Origin of the sequence: Bradyrhizobium sp. CCBAU 51765, assembly GCF_015291725.1 — a bacterium.
Taxonomy (GTDB): domain Bacteria; phylum Pseudomonadota; class Alphaproteobacteria; order Rhizobiales; family Xanthobacteraceae; genus Bradyrhizobium; species Bradyrhizobium liaoningense.
Window position 1 is genome coordinate 6,868,779 of sequence record NZ_CP030038.1, and the last position, 16,832, is coordinate 6,885,610.

Annotated in this window: 12 protein-coding genes; 5 read left to right on the forward strand and 7 right to left on the reverse strand. The window is 57.6% G+C overall.

The annotated features are described in order from the left end of the window. Positions 1-160 precede the first annotated feature (160 nt). Positions 161-667, reverse strand: a complete 507-nt coding sequence (locus tag XH96_RS32225) for a hypothetical protein (RefSeq protein ID WP_194389519.1) — start codon at positions 665-667, stop codon at positions 161-163. Positions 668-1,319: 652 nt separating this feature from the next. Then, positions 1,320-1,493: a hypothetical protein gene (locus XH96_RS32230; RefSeq protein WP_167380986.1), complete on the reverse strand. Its 174-nt coding sequence runs from the start codon at positions 1,491-1,493 to the stop codon at positions 1,320-1,322. A 486-nt stretch (positions 1,494-1,979) separates the two neighbouring features. Between XH96_RS32230 and XH96_RS32235 the strand changes: the two genes are divergently transcribed. After that, positions 1,980-3,383, forward strand: coding sequence for a carbohydrate porin (locus XH96_RS32235; RefSeq protein ID WP_244553847.1), 1,404 nt, complete (start codon positions 1,980-1,982; stop codon positions 3,381-3,383). 338 nt (positions 3,384-3,721) lie between these two features. Continuing rightward, complete coding sequence (locus XH96_RS32240) at positions 3,722-5,503, forward strand: hypothetical protein (RefSeq protein WP_194389520.1); 1,782 nt, start codon at positions 3,722-3,724, stop codon at positions 5,501-5,503. A 594-nt stretch (positions 5,504-6,097) separates the two neighbouring features. Here the strand turns inward: XH96_RS32240 and XH96_RS39370 are convergent. Further along, the gene (locus XH96_RS39370; RefSeq protein ID WP_305853279.1) at positions 6,098-6,652 is read right to left on the reverse strand and encodes a hypothetical protein; all 555 of its coding nucleotides are present in this window, start codon (positions 6,650-6,652) and stop codon (positions 6,098-6,100) included. Positions 6,653-7,297: 645 nt separating this feature from the next. On the opposite strand from XH96_RS39370, the gene XH96_RS32250 reads away from it, so the two are divergent. After that, positions 7,298-7,639, forward strand: coding sequence for a hypothetical protein (locus tag XH96_RS32250; RefSeq protein ID WP_143130699.1), 342 nt, complete (start codon positions 7,298-7,300; stop codon positions 7,637-7,639). Between the two features lie 284 nt (positions 7,640-7,923). Here XH96_RS32250 and XH96_RS32255 read toward each other — a convergent pair whose 3' ends face one another. Together XH96_RS32255 and XH96_RS32260 are read right to left on the reverse strand one after the other, a co-directional pair. Further along, positions 7,924-9,543, reverse strand: a complete 1,620-nt coding sequence (locus XH96_RS32255) for a methyl-accepting chemotaxis protein (RefSeq protein WP_194389521.1) — start codon at positions 9,541-9,543, stop codon at positions 7,924-7,926. Positions 9,544-9,686: 143 nt separating this feature from the next. After that, complete coding sequence (locus tag XH96_RS32260) at positions 9,687-10,022, reverse strand: hypothetical protein (protein ID WP_143130700.1); 336 nt, start codon at positions 10,020-10,022, stop codon at positions 9,687-9,689. 2,048 nt (positions 10,023-12,070) lie between these two features. On the opposite strand from XH96_RS32260, the gene XH96_RS32265 reads away from it, so the two are divergent. Next, a complete protein-coding gene (locus XH96_RS32265; RefSeq protein ID WP_194389522.1) occupies positions 12,071-12,688 on the forward strand; it encodes a J domain-containing protein in 618 nt (205 codons plus the stop codon). Between the two features lie 368 nt (positions 12,689-13,056). Continuing rightward, the gene (locus tag XH96_RS32270; RefSeq protein WP_194389523.1) at positions 13,057-13,212 is read left to right on the forward strand and encodes a hypothetical protein; all 156 of its coding nucleotides are present in this window, start codon (positions 13,057-13,059) and stop codon (positions 13,210-13,212) included. A gap of 247 nt (positions 13,213-13,459) precedes the next feature. Here XH96_RS32270 and XH96_RS32275 read toward each other — a convergent pair whose 3' ends face one another. Then, positions 13,460-14,494, reverse strand: coding sequence for a pectinesterase family protein (locus tag XH96_RS32275; RefSeq protein ID WP_246789825.1), 1,035 nt, complete (start codon positions 14,492-14,494; stop codon positions 13,460-13,462). 254 nt (positions 14,495-14,748) lie between these two features. Continuing rightward, positions 14,749-16,041 carry a glycoside hydrolase family 28 protein gene (locus XH96_RS32280; protein WP_194389525.1) on the reverse strand — a complete coding sequence of 431 codons (1,293 nt, stop codon included), beginning with the start codon at positions 16,039-16,041 and terminating at the stop codon, positions 14,749-14,751. Positions 16,042-16,832: the final 791 nt, after the last annotated feature.

A 16,832-nucleotide genomic window follows, 5' to 3' on the forward strand; every position in this document is an offset into this window, starting at 1 on the left:
GAGTGCTCTCGATGATAGTGACAGCCTCACTACATGCCGCTGGAGACGACGGCGCCCGCACAAGCTCCGGGTTATTACGGCCGGAGGCCGCTTTGCGACCCTACGGGCCACTTCATCGAGCACAGTTGAAGACTCGACCACGCCTGCCGCGTCTCAGACCTCAAGGCTCGGCTGTCTTCGGTGCGGCGATCACTGGCGCGCCTCCGACGGAAACGGGTCCCTGTGGTTTGGACCGCCCGAAGCGTTTCCTGGCGACGCTCGAAGCAGGCCGGGCTGGCGACAAAGGAGGCTCGGAAGCAGCAGAAGGAACAGGTGTTAATCTCTGCAGCGAATCGATCCGCGAAACCAGAATGGTGATCTGATCCAGGATCCCTTTGAGGTCATCCCGCTGAGCGTTGATCCGGCTGTTGAGTACTGCGATCTCATCTCCGGTTTTCTGCTGTGCCCACTTTATCTCAAACAAGGAGGCCCTGTCCTCCAGTGACAGGCTCATCGTTGTAGCTTCCGGCGTCTCGACAAAGGCTTCAAGGTTAGCCCAAAGCCAGGCGCCAGCAGCACACGAGCCAACGAGGACCAGCGGGAGCACCAAAACCGGGAGGATCCGTCTTGACGGCCCGCGCAAAAGCGGCCGCAAGTCTGAAGCGGCCGCTTGATCCATCAAGTCCATTGTCCCTCGCTCAAGATCCCATTCCAGCAGGCTTGCTTCGTCGACGCGATAGGCTGCGATGCTCGCGCGCTCCAGGAGCTGCGAGCGCCGACAATAAATCACTCTTGCCGAGCTTCCCGATCGGCCACCCTGCTCCTATGAAACGCTGCTTCTTGAGGAACGCAACGCGCCAATTTGCGCGCGTCCTCCATGATAGCGTCACCAGCGAGCAGCGGTGCTCATCTTCGCCGGCGATGGCGCAGCCGTTTCTCGTCATTCAGGAGAACCTTGGCGATTTTCTTACCCGCGGCACGAATGCAAACCGTCCACTCATTCCTGCAGAGTGTTCGATGGAGCCACCTCTTGCCGGACCAGCAACCTCATCCGGGGCGGCAACGGCTGATCAGCCAAGCGGCAATGGCCGATTGGAACGGCAAGCACTGTACCTGGTCAACTACCAATTTCGGCAGATTGTTCGAGATGACGGGCTCGTGGCAAGGGTGACCAACGAACGCCGCGTACGTCAAGGATTCGGATGCAGGACGGGTTGTGCCGCGCTCACCGCAGCCAGCAACGGTTCGCCGATACTCGCCAAAGCTGCTCGATAGCTGATTCCTCCGGTCTCCTGGGCCATCACTATGGGTGTTGTGGTGAGGTTGGCGCGCGAGCAAGTTCAAGCCCGGCTATTGTCTTGTGTTTCGCTGAGAACGATACCGCTCAAGCGCTTCGTGAATCCAAGCTTCTTGCACGGAGAGCCTTGCTTGCCGGTCGCTGCCGCTTCGTCGAGAAAGTCGCCTTCGATGCAGACGCGCGACACCGCCAGACTCACAGTGAGCAGGGCGGACATTCACAATGTTTTATTGGCCAGGACAGCAAGCCCCCGCGCGCTCGTCGTGAGCATTTGCCGAGCCAGCGCCCTGCTCTGGCCCTCGGCGCACCGGCCTTATGCACCAGAAAAGTTTCGAACCAGATCATCGTCGTGCCACGGGGTGAGAGGTTCAGGAAACCTGAGTGGTCCTCTTCGGATAGATCGTGTTCTGGATCGTCCCCCTCGCCCTCGGACGCGCAAACGCCGGGAGCTCACTCTGGCCAATCAGGCCGCAGTTCAATCTATTCATCTCCGGCAGACATTGACCCGAAGTACGCCACGCGTGATTGCCTACTTGCGACGAGCTCGCCTCGGACACACTCGGCTACGGTAGCACTTTCGTTCAATTTGAAATACAGGGGAAAGCAATTTTGGCTTGTTATCGCGCTTTCGCTAGGGGCTTGTCTCGTCGGCAATTCCGTACGGGCACAAACCGCTAGTAGGTTTGATCCGAGTAGCTACTCCGTGGATCAGGCCGGCAAAAGAGGAAAGACCCCCGATCGGGCCGCAAGGCTCCCGACCGACCTGATCCGTCAGGAAATCCGCGCTTCTGCCTCGGCTCCAGCAGCAGGTCTCGGATTGCCTTTCGAGAAGCGCGGCAACGCGGGCAGGGGTGCTCAGACGAGACCGCAACAGACGATCGATCCCTTCGAAAGGTACGACAAGCTGCGTGAAAAAGGGTTGTGGTTCAACATACCTGGCCCTGCGGACACGATTGATCAGGACAAGGACGGCGTTAGATCGGCTCTGGCAGATGTCGGCATCGGCTACATCGGCTGGACACACAACAGCATTGCAAACAACCAGCTGCCGAATGCGGCCAGAAGCACTATCGCAAACCAGCTCTATATGGGCCAGAATCCGACCTTCGCGTCGGTAAACCTCATGATCGTCACCTACGATCTCAGCCGGTTTGGCATTGCCGACGGACAGATTGTCGTAGGAGCCGAGCAGCAATACTGGACGTGGGATCGCCCGGGACCAGATCGAGTAGGAATCAATACGCTCGCCTACTACCAGACTTTCTTCGACAGGACGCTAGAACTCAAGCTTGGCTACCTCAGAAACCAAAATGAGTTCACCGGCACATTGTTCGGAGGGATTACAGGATCGAACATGTCTGCCTTGTTCCAGGCAGGGATGAGCACCAATGCTACGCCGACGCCGGCGGTCAACTTGAAGTACAATTTTGACGATCGCTTGTACAACAAGGTTTCCGTCCAGCGCTCAATCAGTCCAGATGGTGCCTATTCCCACATAACCGAGAATCCCACCGGCCTGAACTGGAGCACGGCCAATGCAGGCCCCCTTCTCGTTGACGAAGCCGGCTACAAGAGCAAGTCGGCTCCCGGCGTACCCGAGACGTGGCTGCGGGCGGGCGTTGGTTTGAACAATAGCCGCTACACGAATTTGGCGGACCCCAAGCATCAAAGGGAGACTGGGAATCATTTTCACTACATCGCTGCAGACAGGCAGCTCTGGCAGAGCGACGCCCTTGGGTTGCCGTCTCGCGGCATCTATGGCGGCTTCTCTATCATGGGAGCTCCGCCTGACCTCAACAGGATCAGCCAATATTACGAGCTTCGTCTTTATGCTAAAGGACCTTTTGATAGCCGGCCCAGTGATCTGATTGCGATCGTTGCTAGCAAGACGAACTGGAGCAAATTTGCGGTGGATGCTGCTCTCGCTAAAGGCCAGCTTGCGCATCGTGATACCACGGCAATCACCGGAACATATACCGCCCGTCTTGCTCCGGGAATATATGCAGGCGTGGGATTATCATACATTCATAACCCCACAAGCATCACGCACACGCCCCAAACCGAACACGCGCTCAATCTGTTGGTATCTACGTTGATATTCTTCTGATCATCGCAAGTGCCATTTTGGTTCCACCTTCTCGAGCCGCATGGGACTTGAGCTTCGCGATCTTGTTGGAGGGACCGGCGCCAGACGAGCCCGTTGGGATCTAACGGTGCGCTGTAAGAGCATATGGACACAAGATGTCGTGGGATCCCAGGGAGAGTGAGGCGGATTGTTCAGGAGAGCCTGGTCCATCATTTCCGAGGTTGACCCACCCCGAATAACTCTTCGCCGCGGAACCATAGCCAAGTCAGGTTCTCGAAAGCTTGCCGAACTAGGCAGACCTGTTCAGGTGATCCTGGAGTGAGCTTAGCGTGGACCCCCCAAATTTTGACCCTTCTAACGTGCCAGCCTGGTCGCAGGTGCAGCACGACGTCTCGCAAGAGCCGCAGACGAGCCAGGCCGGACAAGATGGCTTTGAGCAGCACTTGGCTGAAGCAGGGCAGGCCGAACCCGCGCCCGTCGGCGGACGAGGCTCCTATCCCCATCTATCTACAGAAGACCGGGGCCTTATCAACAAGGCGATTGCTCAATATGTGGATCAGAAGAACCCACAACCGAATACGGTCAAGCTTTATACTCAGGCACTTCGCCGACTGGCGAATGATCTCCGCGCCCGTGGCAAAACGATTGATCTAAGGGACCACCAGTCGCTGGTTAATCACCTAGATACTTACTTTCCGAACGATGCCCTCATGAAGACAGGTGTAAGCGTCCTTCGTGCGTCTCATGATTCAAATTATTTGTTTTCTCGCGGGCGACCGCGCACGCTCCCCTCGGCGAAAGAGGCCTCTAACGATGGCCAGCGCTCCCAGAATGATGCGATAGATCCACCTGCCCAGAGCAATCTCCCGGCAAGCGAGGAGGTCCCCATCAATCATGAACATGACACGGCTCAATCGAGACCAGCGAAGAGACAGAGGACGCTGAACGATCTGGAAGAGGTTCTGGTATATCGGAAACCGATCGCAAGCGCCGCTTCAGGAGGAAGTGGCGGAGCAATGCCGGTCGCCTCAACGGGCGTCATAATCCGGGGGCAGTGGGACAGGCGGCCTCTTTATCCGGAGGATGCTGCCGATATCTTCAGGCTTGAGGAGGCGCTTATTGAGGGCGGGACGGCCGCCGTTACGGCGAAGCAGCATGCAGGTTCTCTTATTGGCTATAGCCGTTGGCTCTTCGCAAAAAACAAACCAAGCATTGTTGCTCGGCTAGACGGCAAATCGCTGAGCGATGGCAGTGACGTGCGCGAGTTCAGCGGTGCCTCTAAAAGCAACAGACTCGTTAAAGCGTTAGAGCATCTGCGGACCTTTCGGTCGACGGGGGGCGTCGTGCCCATCGTGCGTCCAGGTCGCACTCGCGCTAAACTCAATCCTGCCCCTCAGAACGTGGCGCTCATCAATCCCGAAGCTGCTTTACTGACAGACTCGACACGCATCGACAGCCCCGCTCCGCAGCACGGCGCGTCCTACGGAGCTAGTCGGCAAGAGGAGCATCAGGAAGGACACAACAATCAACCTGTCCCGTCGGCTCTCCTCGAAGGACAGGTTGCGATCGATCCAGAGCAACTTCCTCAGGAGCAGGTTCGGCGCCTGCGCGACCATCTTGATGACCAAGCTATCCCCTCGCCATCAGAGGAGCTTCAGCAGCTGGAAAAGGAGTCGCGTAACGCGCTTCACCAGCAATCGGAGGATCCCCCCGATCCCTTGTTTCCCTTTGATCCAGAAGAGTTTATCATTGATCTAGACCAGTTCTCTCCAGCGGAGGTTTGGCGACTGCTCGAGGATGAAGACGCACAGGAGCTTACTGGGGGGCGAGATGATCAACCCGCCACCTCGGCTTTCATCCAGGAGCAAGTCGCATCCGATTCGGAGCAGCTCCCTCAGGCAGACCTCCGGCGAGTACTGGATCATCTCGATGATCAACCCAGCGACTCGTCGGTCTCCGTCCCTCCAGAGGAGCTGCGGCAACTGGAAAAGGACTTGCACGACGCGCTTCACGGACTCCGGGATGATCACTTCGCTCCTCCTGTTTCCATTGATCCAGAAGAATGTACTTTCGAGCCAGAGCCGTTTTCTCCAGGCGAGCTTCGGCGACTGCTCGATGATGAACAACCAGAGGAGCTTTAGGAAGGGCGAGACGTCCGCGTTCGTGCAAGGGCACATCGCCTTTCGGCGCGGAGCAGAGTTCTCATGACCGACCGTCGGGAATACCGCGATGTAATTGCCCTGCCGAGCCATCGTTGAGGCGAACCGTTGGTTGACGCCCCATTTCTTAGCGAGGATCGATCCCCCACATGGCATCGGGGTTGTTGTACCGAGTAGAGGCGGGTTCTCTCATTGGCAGGCCCTTCTGCGATGGGTGATCGATTAGCGGCTGTGGTGCGAGATAGCCGTGGACGAAGCTAGTCTTCGTGGCTTTTACGGACCGATGTCGCCTCAAACTCTGGCGATCATGGGCAGCCTGTCCCGGCCATCAAGACTCAGAACGGCAACCCGAACAGCCTCCCTCCTCATTGTGGCCGCCTGCTCTCGTGATCTGGTTCTGTCGGGATTCGTGTTTTGCCGCTGATTCCGGACTTAGCGCCTCCAGATCTGGCTGTTCGCAGTGACAATGGGCGAACTCTGGAAACAAGCGTGCTCGTTCCTCCCTATGCCGTATCAGTAAACGTGATGGTACCAAGAGGCCGTCGTCATGCAATTTGACAGCTGCCGGATGTTGTCTCACATGCGGATCTTGCAGGGCACGTACCCGGTCGTATGATTCAATCGGGTTGCCAATTGATTGCCGCTGACATTGAGTTCAATGAGCCGCGAGGGGAGGAACTCCGGGAGATTGGTCAGCTGATTGCCACTGACCGCAAGCAAGGTAAGCCCGCTCGGCAGAGCGTCCGGCAGGCTGGTTAGCCGGTTGTCGTTTGCGTTCAGGATCTCGAGCCCGGCCGGAAGGTTTGCTGGCAGACTGGTCAAGCTGTTGTCAGCGACCTCCAGCTGAGAGAGGGTCGCCGGAAGATCGTCCGGCAAACTCGTCAAGCGATTATGGCTAATGAGAAGACGCTGGAGCCCGGGTGGCAACATAGCGGGCAGATTGCTTAGCTCGTTGTGCCTGGCGCGCAGCTCCTGCAACCTTGGCGGCAGGGCGGCGGGCAGAGCGGTCAGCGAGAGCGAGGACAAATCCAGAGAGGGCGAGCCTGTGTCATCCGAATTCCTGATTCGTCTGCGCCCCTGTCGCCGATTCTCCGCTTCGCCCTGCCCCTCTTCGGCAACCCAATTGTCCAAGATCTGCGCGCGCGGAGGCTGGGGCCCGATAGCCTGTCAAGGTTTCGACCAAATTCGCGACGGCACGATTGAATCCGCCGAGGTAGCTTTCCTGCTCCACCTCTTCAAATGCGTCCCGGAAGGAAGCCGCGCTCCGCTGTGCGTGTCCTGTGTCCATCAATCTCTCCATCGTCAGAACTAACGAGTACACCTCCGCTTCCCAAAGCCGCGAAGCAGCTAGGTTCGCAGAGCAAATGATCATTCGAAGGCCTGTGCGCGTGGGCCGCGACTGCCGTCCAGCGCCTCTTCGACACAGGCCGATATGAGGCCAACCTGCACAACAGATCGATACTGCTGCCCGCAGTCTGCCATCTCGCTCGCCAGATAAGTCCGGAGATCCGTCAACGGTGGCAGCCTCCGCCCTTAGCAGGACCACCTGTCGATCAGCTGACGTGGGTCGGGGCAAAGGCACCCAGATGGGCTGGGCTCGCCACCAACGGCAAATACCAACACGGCATTGTCTTGGCACGAGAAAGGACCAACGCGGACGTTGGAGAGCGTGCGCTCTTGCTTCGCAGGCAGTCGGACAGAGGCACCGCCGCCACTCAAACCGGTTGACGAGCCTGCCTGCGGTCCTACCTGCTGAGCTCGAGATTCTCGACCTCAGTGTTGCAGGAACTGCCGGAGGTGCTCCGTGCTTCGCTGCAGTTTCTCCGCGCCAGCCACAATCAGTTGACGAATCTACCGGAGACCGCACGCCTCTTCGCAGACGTCGAGAACGGCGCCTATAATATTCGGATGTATGAGTTCATTCGTGATCCGGTGGCGACGGATGCGACAGCGCGCACACGGCTTGTTGGAATTCCGGAGAGGCATCGCGCCGACAGTCTGCTTGCTGAGATCAAAGGGCGCCGAGTTGATGGCGGCCTGAACGCATTCCGGCAGGTTCGATTTCTTTCGCTCGAAGCCGCTGGAGCCATCAGACGTACAGTAACAGATGTCGCCTGACCAAGTTCGGAGCTGCCGCGAACGTGTTCCACCGCGGCATCTAGCTTTGACTTCGACCTGACGAAAAGCGGCAATCATCCCATTCATAGGTGCACTCATTCAACGCAAAGTGGCGCTTTGCACGAGATGGAGTACCTATTGTCGGCAGCTGCTGCCCTCAAGCCCTATTGGGGCTCTTGTCCGTCGGTCGCGCCCCCGAGAGGTCGGCGTGGAAAATACATCCGACCAAGATAAAGGAACATTGCGCACTGGAGCAGCGCTTCTTCAGAAGCGTCAAAGATTTGCTAAGCTTCCGCTACCCTGGCCAGGAAACTCTGCACTTCCAGCTTCAGACGATTGCTATCCTCAGCTAGAGACCTGGCAGCGGAAAGCACCTGCGTTGACGCGGTGCCCGTCTGATCCGCACCTCGATCGACTTCGGCGATATTTGTGGCGACCTGGGTCGTACCAATTGCCGCCTGCTGCACATTCCGGGCAATCTCTTGGTTTGCAGCGCCTTGTTGTTCCACAGCAGATGCGATGGCAGAGCAACTTTCTGAGATTCGGCCAATAACGCTAGTGACTTCTTTGATGCTTGCCACCGATTCCTTGGTGGATGACTGAATTCCACAAATCTGATCACTTATCTCCTTAGTCGCCTTCGCGGTCTGGTCCGCTAACATTTTGACTTCTGATGCAACGACCGCGAACCCTCGCCCAGCGTCTCCGGCGCGGGCTGCCTCGATTGTCGCGTTCAAGGCCAGAAGATTTGTTTGAGATGCAATTGTGTTGATGAATTGGATGACGTCACCGACCTTGCCGGCGGCCTCGGAGAGAGACAGAACGCGCTTGTCAGCGCTCGCGGCTGTTCGAACGGCTTCACTGGCAATACGAGCTGATTCCTGGACTTGCCGACCAATCTCATTTACGGAAATCGACACTTCTTCTGTGGCCGATGCAACGGACTGAACGTTCGCGGACGCCTGTTCGGAGACCGACGCTACAGCGGTCGAGAGTCGCTGTGTCGATTCGGCAGTCTTTGCCAGTGAGCGAGCCGACGCTTCCAGTTCTGTGGACGCCGAGGAAACGGTTTCGACAATTTCCCCGATGGCCGCGTCGAACGCATCTGCAAGCCCGCGCATGTCGGACTTTCGTTGCTCAGCAGCGATACGATCATGAGCAAGTTTGGCTTGGGTTTCCGCCTCCGTCTTCTCGGCCGACCTCACCTTGAACCTTTCGACCGCATTCGCGATCTCCCCAATTTCGTCCTTGCGACCAAGACCTTTGAGTACAACATCGAAATTGCCCTCGGCCAGCTCGAGCATCGATGCTGTCAGATTCCGGATCGGGCTGCTAATGCTGCGCGAGGTAAACACCGCGAGGAGGAAACCCAGCAGCAAACTGAGAGCGCCAAGGATCAAGGCTATCATCACGCCCAATCCAAGGTCATCTTCCGCCCTTAACGCAGTGGCTCTCGAAGCCTTCTCGTAATCAATCGCGAGCGGCTCTGAGAGTTCGTCAACCCGACCACCGGCGGCGAGTGCGGAACTTACGGCGGATTTCGCCGCGGGCGTATCTAGCGCGCTATTTCTTCCTCTAAATTCCTTCAGTCCGAGCGCCTTCGTTTCATCGTCCTCGATGGCTCTTTTGAGATCCAGCACTCGCACCCGGCGTCCTAAGTCCTTGGTGTCGGCAGCGAGATCCTCAAGCCGCGCAAATGTTCGCCTATAGGTGTCTGCGGCCTTCTCCCAATGCGACGGATCATCGGTTGCCAAGGCCATCCATACATGCATCCGAGCTTCAAATACTTGCTTTTCGATGCGCTCATCTTCGGCTACGTGGTCTTTTTGGCGAACCACAGTCGCCAACAATCCGTTCGCGCTCCGGGAGGTATGGATCGAGTAACCGACAATTGCGACGGACATCAGAAGAAGCGATCCAAACCCAGCTATCAATCGACCGGTGATTTTGATGTTTGCGAACACTTGTTGTGGCTCTCTGCTAAAGGGTGGTCGTCTTACCTCAAATGTACTTCAGCGATCCCATCGTAAAACGAGGAACGTCAGCTCTAAAGGCTGGCAGATTTCCGTTTGGCGAGAGCAAGCTCTCGCTCGATTAGATCGAGATCCGCTTCCAGCCTGGCCCCAGCTGACGAATCGGCCATCTTATGTATAAGCGCTCGTATCTGACGATGGTTCTCCTCCAGCGTGGCAATCGCATGCGCGATCGTGAGCTTGGCGTTGGCGCGGGCGGCTTTGAGCCGCTGATTTGCACCTCGACCGGAGTCACATGCTATTGCGAACGGCGCTAATGGCGCATCACGCTTAGCAATCGCCATCGTTTGCATTGACTCAGTGCGCCGCATGGGCGCACCAGGTTGACGAAACTTCACGACATTGAGCATTTTGAACCTCGACCAAAGTGACTCAAAAATACGAGCGTCGCAGTCATGCGAATGGTTCTGCGGATAACTCGACTACATGCGCAGCGGCTGCGTGTTCGCTCCGGTTGTAAGTCGGCCAAAGTTAACAAATTTCTTTAAATGCAGGTCGTCCGCTTTGCGCGCATCAACGATTGACCGCATACTTCGTTTTAAATTGCAGGGTCCACTGGCAACACGAACGTTGAATTACCGCGCCCGCCACCTGAGCTGCGCAGAAAATCTTCGTGGCTTGCGACAAATCGCAGTCAAAACGCATTAGAGTATCTCCGAGCATGTACCACGTGGGTTCGAGCGGTTAATCCAGCCACCGACGACCCCGCAAAAAATTATTGCATTGCCGACAGGCAGTCGACGAAGGGGCATTGAGTTGACCGAAATCCAACGGCCCGGCTGCCCCTCATGGTCGGCGCCCGCGCCGCATACCGCGCGGCATCCAACCCTATGTTTCTCGATATGACTTCTTACTGCGGGGAAGCTGGGCGTTTCGGCATCCGATGATGAGACGGTACAAGCAGACGTGTAGGCAATGGGGCACTTGTACATGACAGACGGAAAGGTCCCCGGGGATCGCTCTTTCCGGATGCAAACCAGTTGTTTTGACGGGTTGCTGGCCGAAAGCGCCTCGCAGGCCGATAGCTGCGCCATCCTCTATTGGATTCCTACTCTGGACCGCCGGATCACCGCAGATACTGATCTGCAAATAGAATGCGGGCGGACGGCGCGACAGGCGAACGCGACGCCCTCGGATCATGGTGACCTTCTATTGGGCAGGGCTAGCGGCGGCAACGATGATTGTCGCCGTCAAGCCGCAGAGGAGGTGCGCAGGCTGGAGGAGAGTTGGAACCGATCATGGGCTTCGACCCAATGACGGATTCGCCCGATTGCAATTTCTCGTCCTGAGCGCGGTCGCTCTCTAGAATGGTAGAGCTGTTTCTTACAAAAGCATGGTCCAGGCTCTGCAACTTTTCGGGCAAATACAGTTGCGCTGCCGAAAGCCATCGCTGCCACTGCGGGCCGGCAGCGCCGAATGCGCATAGGGTGCAACTCCGACAACAGGCGGGTTTTACTCATGCACGATGTCTGAAATGCTCTTCTGCCCGATCATTCAGGACGGATATCGCCGACTGATCGACACGATTATTTCATCTCGCTTGTTTGGCTCATGCATTCCAGTACCCGACGACGGCATAATCGAGATCCAATTTCTTATTCACGGTGCATGTCCCGTCGTCGCATAGCCGCCAAAAGCGCCAGGGCTCGAAAACCGTTGTCCAAAGGCGACATCGCCGCGCTGGGTGACGCTTCGGCACACGATGCTTTGAGGCAATTGGCGATAAATTGGTGTTTTATAGGATCCGGCTGCACCGACCCGCGCCGCAAACGAATTGCCTCGACATAGCCATTTAGAGCTGCATCCGGGACGTGGACCAGCGTTTTGCCACGCACCTCCTACAATCCCGGCTGCCGTGCCAGTGCCAGCATCCACCTGCCCTAACAGTGCGAATCGTTCGAGACTTTGCTGGGTCGGCTGGTGAGCAGGGGGGCTTTGTCAGCGGCGGGCGGGTACTGTGAGTTGCATTGACCCGCGAACGAGCGGGGGCCGAATTCCCTTCAGATCGCGACATTGCGCTTTCTGTTTCGCTACGAAGACGGAAGACTTTTCGAGCTTCTAAACAAAATTAAGAAGACGCCGCTCGCGTTCCTCGCTGCGCAGATTACCGCCGAGCATTGCCCTTCGCTGGATCTTTGAGAGTATTCGCACCGGTCCTATTAAAGACGTCCGTGTGCAGAACCCGACAGCAAATTGCGATTGAGCTAATCTGAAATCGCAAAGAGATGATGGTCTGAACCAAGCTCGCGCGTCCTGGCATGTCCATTGCTAGGAAGTGCCTGTTACATCATGCGACTGACTGGACGCAAAGGCCGAGTCAGACCCGGCCTGCCGTCCAAACCAAGTCTCTAGCATAGAAGCGGCGCTGTAACTGCCGCTGCGCCAACGGAGCCAGGTCATGTTGATCGACACGTCCGAAATCTTCGACTCCATTCGCATCAATAAGCAGGAAGCGCAGGAGCGACAGCCCGCGGCGCTATGCGAATGGCCTGGCTGCCAGAACAAGGCTACCCATCCCGCGCCCAAGGGCCGCGACAATGCGCGCGCCTATTGGCACTTCTGCATCGAGCATGTTCGCAAATACAATCAGTCCTACAATTTCTTCTCGGGGATGGACGCCGAAGCGGTCGCGCGCTACCAGAAGGACGCGCTGATCGGCCATCGTCCGACCTGGAAGATGGGCGAGAACATCAGCGCACACAAAATGACCGGCAGCACTGTTAATTTCGAGGACGACTGGCATACACTCTGCACGCTCGCCGAGCTGAACGGACGCGGCGGTGCCCGCCACCGCCCGAAGGCCAAGGCTGAGGCGCGTAAGATTTTCAATGGCGAGGGCAAAGCATTGCAGGTGATGGGTCTGAATGCCAATGCGACGCTCGGCGAGATCAAGGCGAAGTACAAGGCGTTGGTCAAGCAGCACCATCCCGATGCCAATGGCGGCGACCGCTCCACGGAGGATCGCCTGGTCGAGATCATCAAGGCCTACCAGTACCTGAAGACCGTGGTGCGCTAGAGCTCGCCCGTACATCTCAGCGGGCCTCAACGGCGCATCGGAAGTGGAGGACAGAACCATCCAGAGCTTTGCTCTGGCTACGCGGGCAGTTTGACTTCCCTGGCTAACGCTTTCCGGTGGCCATGGCGGACAATCGACGCGATGACCTGTTCGTTTTGCTCCGCGCAGCGGTCAGGAAGAAGGGCCGGAACAAGGGATGCGGCAAGATCCTGCGCACGTGGCGGCTGCATCGGCCCAGCGGTGAGCTCGTGGAAATGCCAAACGGCTCCTTCCACTCCTGACGGCTAGGTCGCTATTACCGCCGGTTCCACCTGAGAAGCTCAACAGGAGTTGCGCACGATCGATCCCTCCGTTGTTCGAGAGACAACATGAAAGAACAGACCTTTCCGGGGTTACTCGGCGGCTTCATGGAAAGGGTTTCGGCGCAGAAGCGAGCCGTCCAGGCCTATTCGCTCGCTGCCGCCGGATTAATGATCGGTCAAGAGGCCGATGGATCGCGGCGTTTACGGCCATTTCTGACATAGCCAGGGGCTGTAGCGCCCCTCGCCACCGACCTATCTCAAGGGCTCTGCCGATCGCCGCGAGGCAAGGCATGAACTTGATCGCGCTCCACACGTGCATCGCATTCGTCAAGCACTGGGCTATCGCACGCAGTTGCGCGTTTTCCTGTTCGTGAGTAACCGTCTGGTGAGGTTTTCGATTGTCCACAAATATGGTGCCCAGCGCGATGTCGGTGACAGCTTACGCCGCCGTCATATCCGCGCTCCCCCGTCATTCATCCGACGATCGCCGGCGTCTCGTCACCGTTGCTTTGTCTTCGATCGATATGGTTCCCTTTGGCAGCCAATCTGTGGCGCCTCCGAAGAACACGCTCAGCGACCATCTCGCAGCTTCGTTATCTGTCAGTTGATGGGAGTGAGACTCGCGGGCTGAGGGGTTGGCCCCGACGCCGAAGGATCTGTATTCAGCATAGTAGCTTGTCCTCAAGGTATCGGTCTTGCCGGGCGTCCATTCGCGCCACCCTTCCGCGATCACGGGGGCATCTATCTTCGCTGACAAGAAGACCACTGTGGCGTAGGGACGCCAAGGGCGGCCAAGTGCGATATAGCCCGCAGCAGGGGCGGCAGTTAACCTGCAATGATCAAAAACATAGCCACTGTCCTCATCCGGCGCTGCCTTGCTCTGAGCGGTATAGATGACCGCTTGATTAGCGATGCCGTGCAACTCACATTGCCGGAACCAGGCCTTGGCGTTACCAAAGATGAAATCGACATGCCCTTCGATGTAGCAGTTCGAGAAGTATTGTCGTGACATTCTGCCGTTTGGTCCCTTGCCGGCAAATAGCGTGTCCTGGGCACCGAGCAGGCGGACGCGCGTAACGACGTCCCTGTCTCCGGTAACGGACAGCGCTACCGCCTGCGAGGGGGGATTGGCCGGATTGAGGGCGTAGTCGTTCTGGATGGTCAGATTCTCGAGCCGCAAGTCATCGCCAGCGGCATCCAGCGTCGCCGAACGGGCGGTTCCTCCTACATTGATCGCGCCGTCGCCATACACAATGATCGTATCCTCCCGCTTCCTGCCAGTCCCTTCGAGATGAATGCCGGATTTGGAGATTTTGACCTTCTCGCGATAGACGCCCGGCGCGATCCGGACATTTCCGCCTTCCGCCGGCAATGCGTCGATGGCTTGCTGCACAGAGTGATAGTCTGCATTTCCAGCATGCGACACGAATAGTGGCTCAGCATACGCTGCCGGGATGCAGAAACATCCGGCCAGAAGCGCAGCGAAAGGCACGAAAATTCGCATGTGATCTCATTCTTCGTTGAGTTCGCGACACGCTCGACGCAGTCGATATGAGATACCGCCGCGGGATAGTCGCCGTGCATGGTCAAATACATTTTTTGCACAGAATCACAACCTGCACGTCACCTTCGTATTCCCGGCCCTGCAAACGTCGGACAAGTGCAACCAACTCGGGGCATGAGGCTGACCTTCGTCACACCGGTCATCTTGCCCCAGATGCGGAACTCAGCAGCGAGTTTGACACCGGGTCTAGTGCTTTACCAACCGCCGTCGCGGAATGCGCTGGAACATACCTCCGATCCGCGCCGCAGCGGCTTTGCAACTCGTCCGGGCAGCGGCGGTGATACGTCAGATGCGGTAACGTTCGCATGTTCAACTTGCCAAGTCGCGGAACTGGCAAATCGGACATCTTCGAGTGTCACGTCAAGTGCATGCCCCTCGTCTAGGCCGCGCATCAGCAACACACCGGTGTCGCCATGCACATGACGGAGAACGATTTGCCGATAGACCGGAATCCTCGTGCCTCGTGCGCGCGGATCATATTTTGTATCGAAAACCACCGGCCACCTGTTGCCCCTCAGGCACACGTACTCATAAGTCACGCTCTCTACCAGACCGCCTCGGCTAACATCGCTCTTGATGCGCAGGCCAGACGTCGTACCATCCAGCGTCAGATTACGCACCAATATGTCTCTGGCCCCGGAATTCACCTCACTGCCGATAGACATGCCATGCCCCCAGCCGAAATAATTATCAATGATCGAGATATGGCTGCTCGAGCCATTATCGCCGGCTTTGATTGCGACGTTGTCGTCACCCGTACGGATCAAGCTGTGGGTGATGGTCACATCCTGACCCGCGCCAAGATCGATGCCGTCGGTGTTGCGGGCATCCGCCGGCGAATCAATCGTGAGGCCCCAGAACGTGGCACCTTCGACCCTGCTCATCGCGACATGAAAATTGGGAGCGTTGCGCAAGGTGACACCAGAGAACGTGATGTCCTGCGCATGATCGATCTGGATCAAGCGCGGGGCGTTCTGTTTGCCGCCCTGAGCTTGGGCGCGACGCGCTAGCTGCCACCAGCTTTCCGCGCCGCCGCCAATAATTGCTCCACCCTGACCGTCGATGATGCCCTCTCCGTAGATGCCGCCGCCACGCGTTTTTGAAAAGCTGATGAATGGCCGGCAGCCGTCGCCCTTTTCCGCGATGCGGCCACATTGTCCGAGGCCCTTGTCGTAAGCAGCAGGTTCGGGAATGGCGATCAGCGTCGCACCGCGTCCGATCCATAAGGTCACGCCCGATTTCATATCGAGTGGACCTGAGTGAAACTCGCCGCGCCCGAGATAAACTGCAGCCCCAGCGGGGCAATGTTCAATGGCGTCTTGTAGGCTAACTGTATCGTTCTTGCCGGAAGGCACAGGGCGGTCGCAGACCGTATGAGGTGCAACAGGTTCGGCGATAGTCCGGCGGTCTTGCGCCTTTGCGGCAGGGCAGACAACCATGGAGGTGAGTATGGACAATAGGATCCAGTTGCGAAAACGCTTTATCATTGACCTGCTCGTGCTTTGTCGCACGCATCCTTGCCGCGTGCCTTTTCTGGTATTTGAGCGCTGGCTCGATCGAGCCGTCGCGCGCGTCACTGGCCCGCGCAAGATGACATTTATAAGACGCAGCGGAGGCTTCGACTTTGCGATCGCGCCGTAGCACCTTGCCTATGCGCGAAGAAGACGAAGCGTTGTGCGATAGTCCAAAATCCAAACAGCTTCTCGGCGTTCTCACAGTGTTTAAGCGCCTGAAGCGGCATCTCAAGTGCGGGTGAATCCGCACTCCGCCGCGTCGGCGTTCGATCAAAGACCCGCCTACAAGAAGTGTCAGGAGCGCCCACGGTCACTTGACACCGTACAGCCAGGAAGGCGCACCGCAAGATTAGTAGCGACACGTCCCGGACGAACGCGGGGGATCAGCTTTCATGGCGGCGAGATCGAGGTCGAGTGCCGCAGGGTTAGGGACAAGAACTGTTCACCGCCTCTGGCGCTAAACTTTATCCAAGGCGATCCGCTGCGCTTCGATTGAGCCCCGGCTACTTGGCCGCTGCCAGATCGGCAAGGGGTCTAAACATCCAGCACTCCAATCACAGTCGAAAATGCGGCGCGATATTTCGCGCTAGCTGGCGCTCGCTCAGCAAGGGATGGACGCGAAGCCGGTTCGCCGTAAGCCTGCCGCATCTAATTGCTGCTCAAAGGCGTCTGCTCCCGCCTGGTTCGGTTGATCGTCTGGAACGGCGTGCTGTACCGATGGCGGAGGTGCGGCATTGGATATGGCGCAATCGTGCGAGTCCATG

Coding starts and splice junctions, on each gene's coding strand:
- XH96_RS32225 (WP_194389519.1), bottom strand. CDS start 667: ATGGACTTGATGGATCAAGCGGCCGCTTCAGACTTGCGGCCGCTTTTG.
- XH96_RS32230 (WP_167380986.1), bottom strand. CDS start 1,493: ATGTCCGCCCTGCTCACTGTGAGTCTGGCGGTGTCGCGCGTCTGCATC.
- XH96_RS32255 (WP_194389521.1), bottom strand. CDS start 9,543: ATGTCCGTCGCAATTGTCGGTTACTCGATCCATACCTCCCGGAGCGCG.
- XH96_RS32260 (WP_143130700.1), bottom strand. CDS start 10,022: ATGCTCAATGTCGTGAAGTTTCGTCAACCTGGTGCGCCCATGCGGCGC.
- XH96_RS32265 (WP_194389522.1), top strand. CDS start 12,071: ATGTTGATCGACACGTCCGAAATCTTCGACTCCATTCGCATCAATAAG.
- XH96_RS32270 (WP_194389523.1), top strand. CDS start 13,057: ATGAAAGAACAGACCTTTCCGGGGTTACTCGGCGGCTTCATGGAAAGG.
- XH96_RS32275 (WP_246789825.1), bottom strand. CDS start 14,494: ATGCGAATTTTCGTGCCTTTCGCTGCGCTTCTGGCCGGATGTTTCTGC.
- XH96_RS32280 (WP_194389525.1), bottom strand. CDS start 16,041: ATGATAAAGCGTTTTCGCAACTGGATCCTATTGTCCATACTCACCTCC.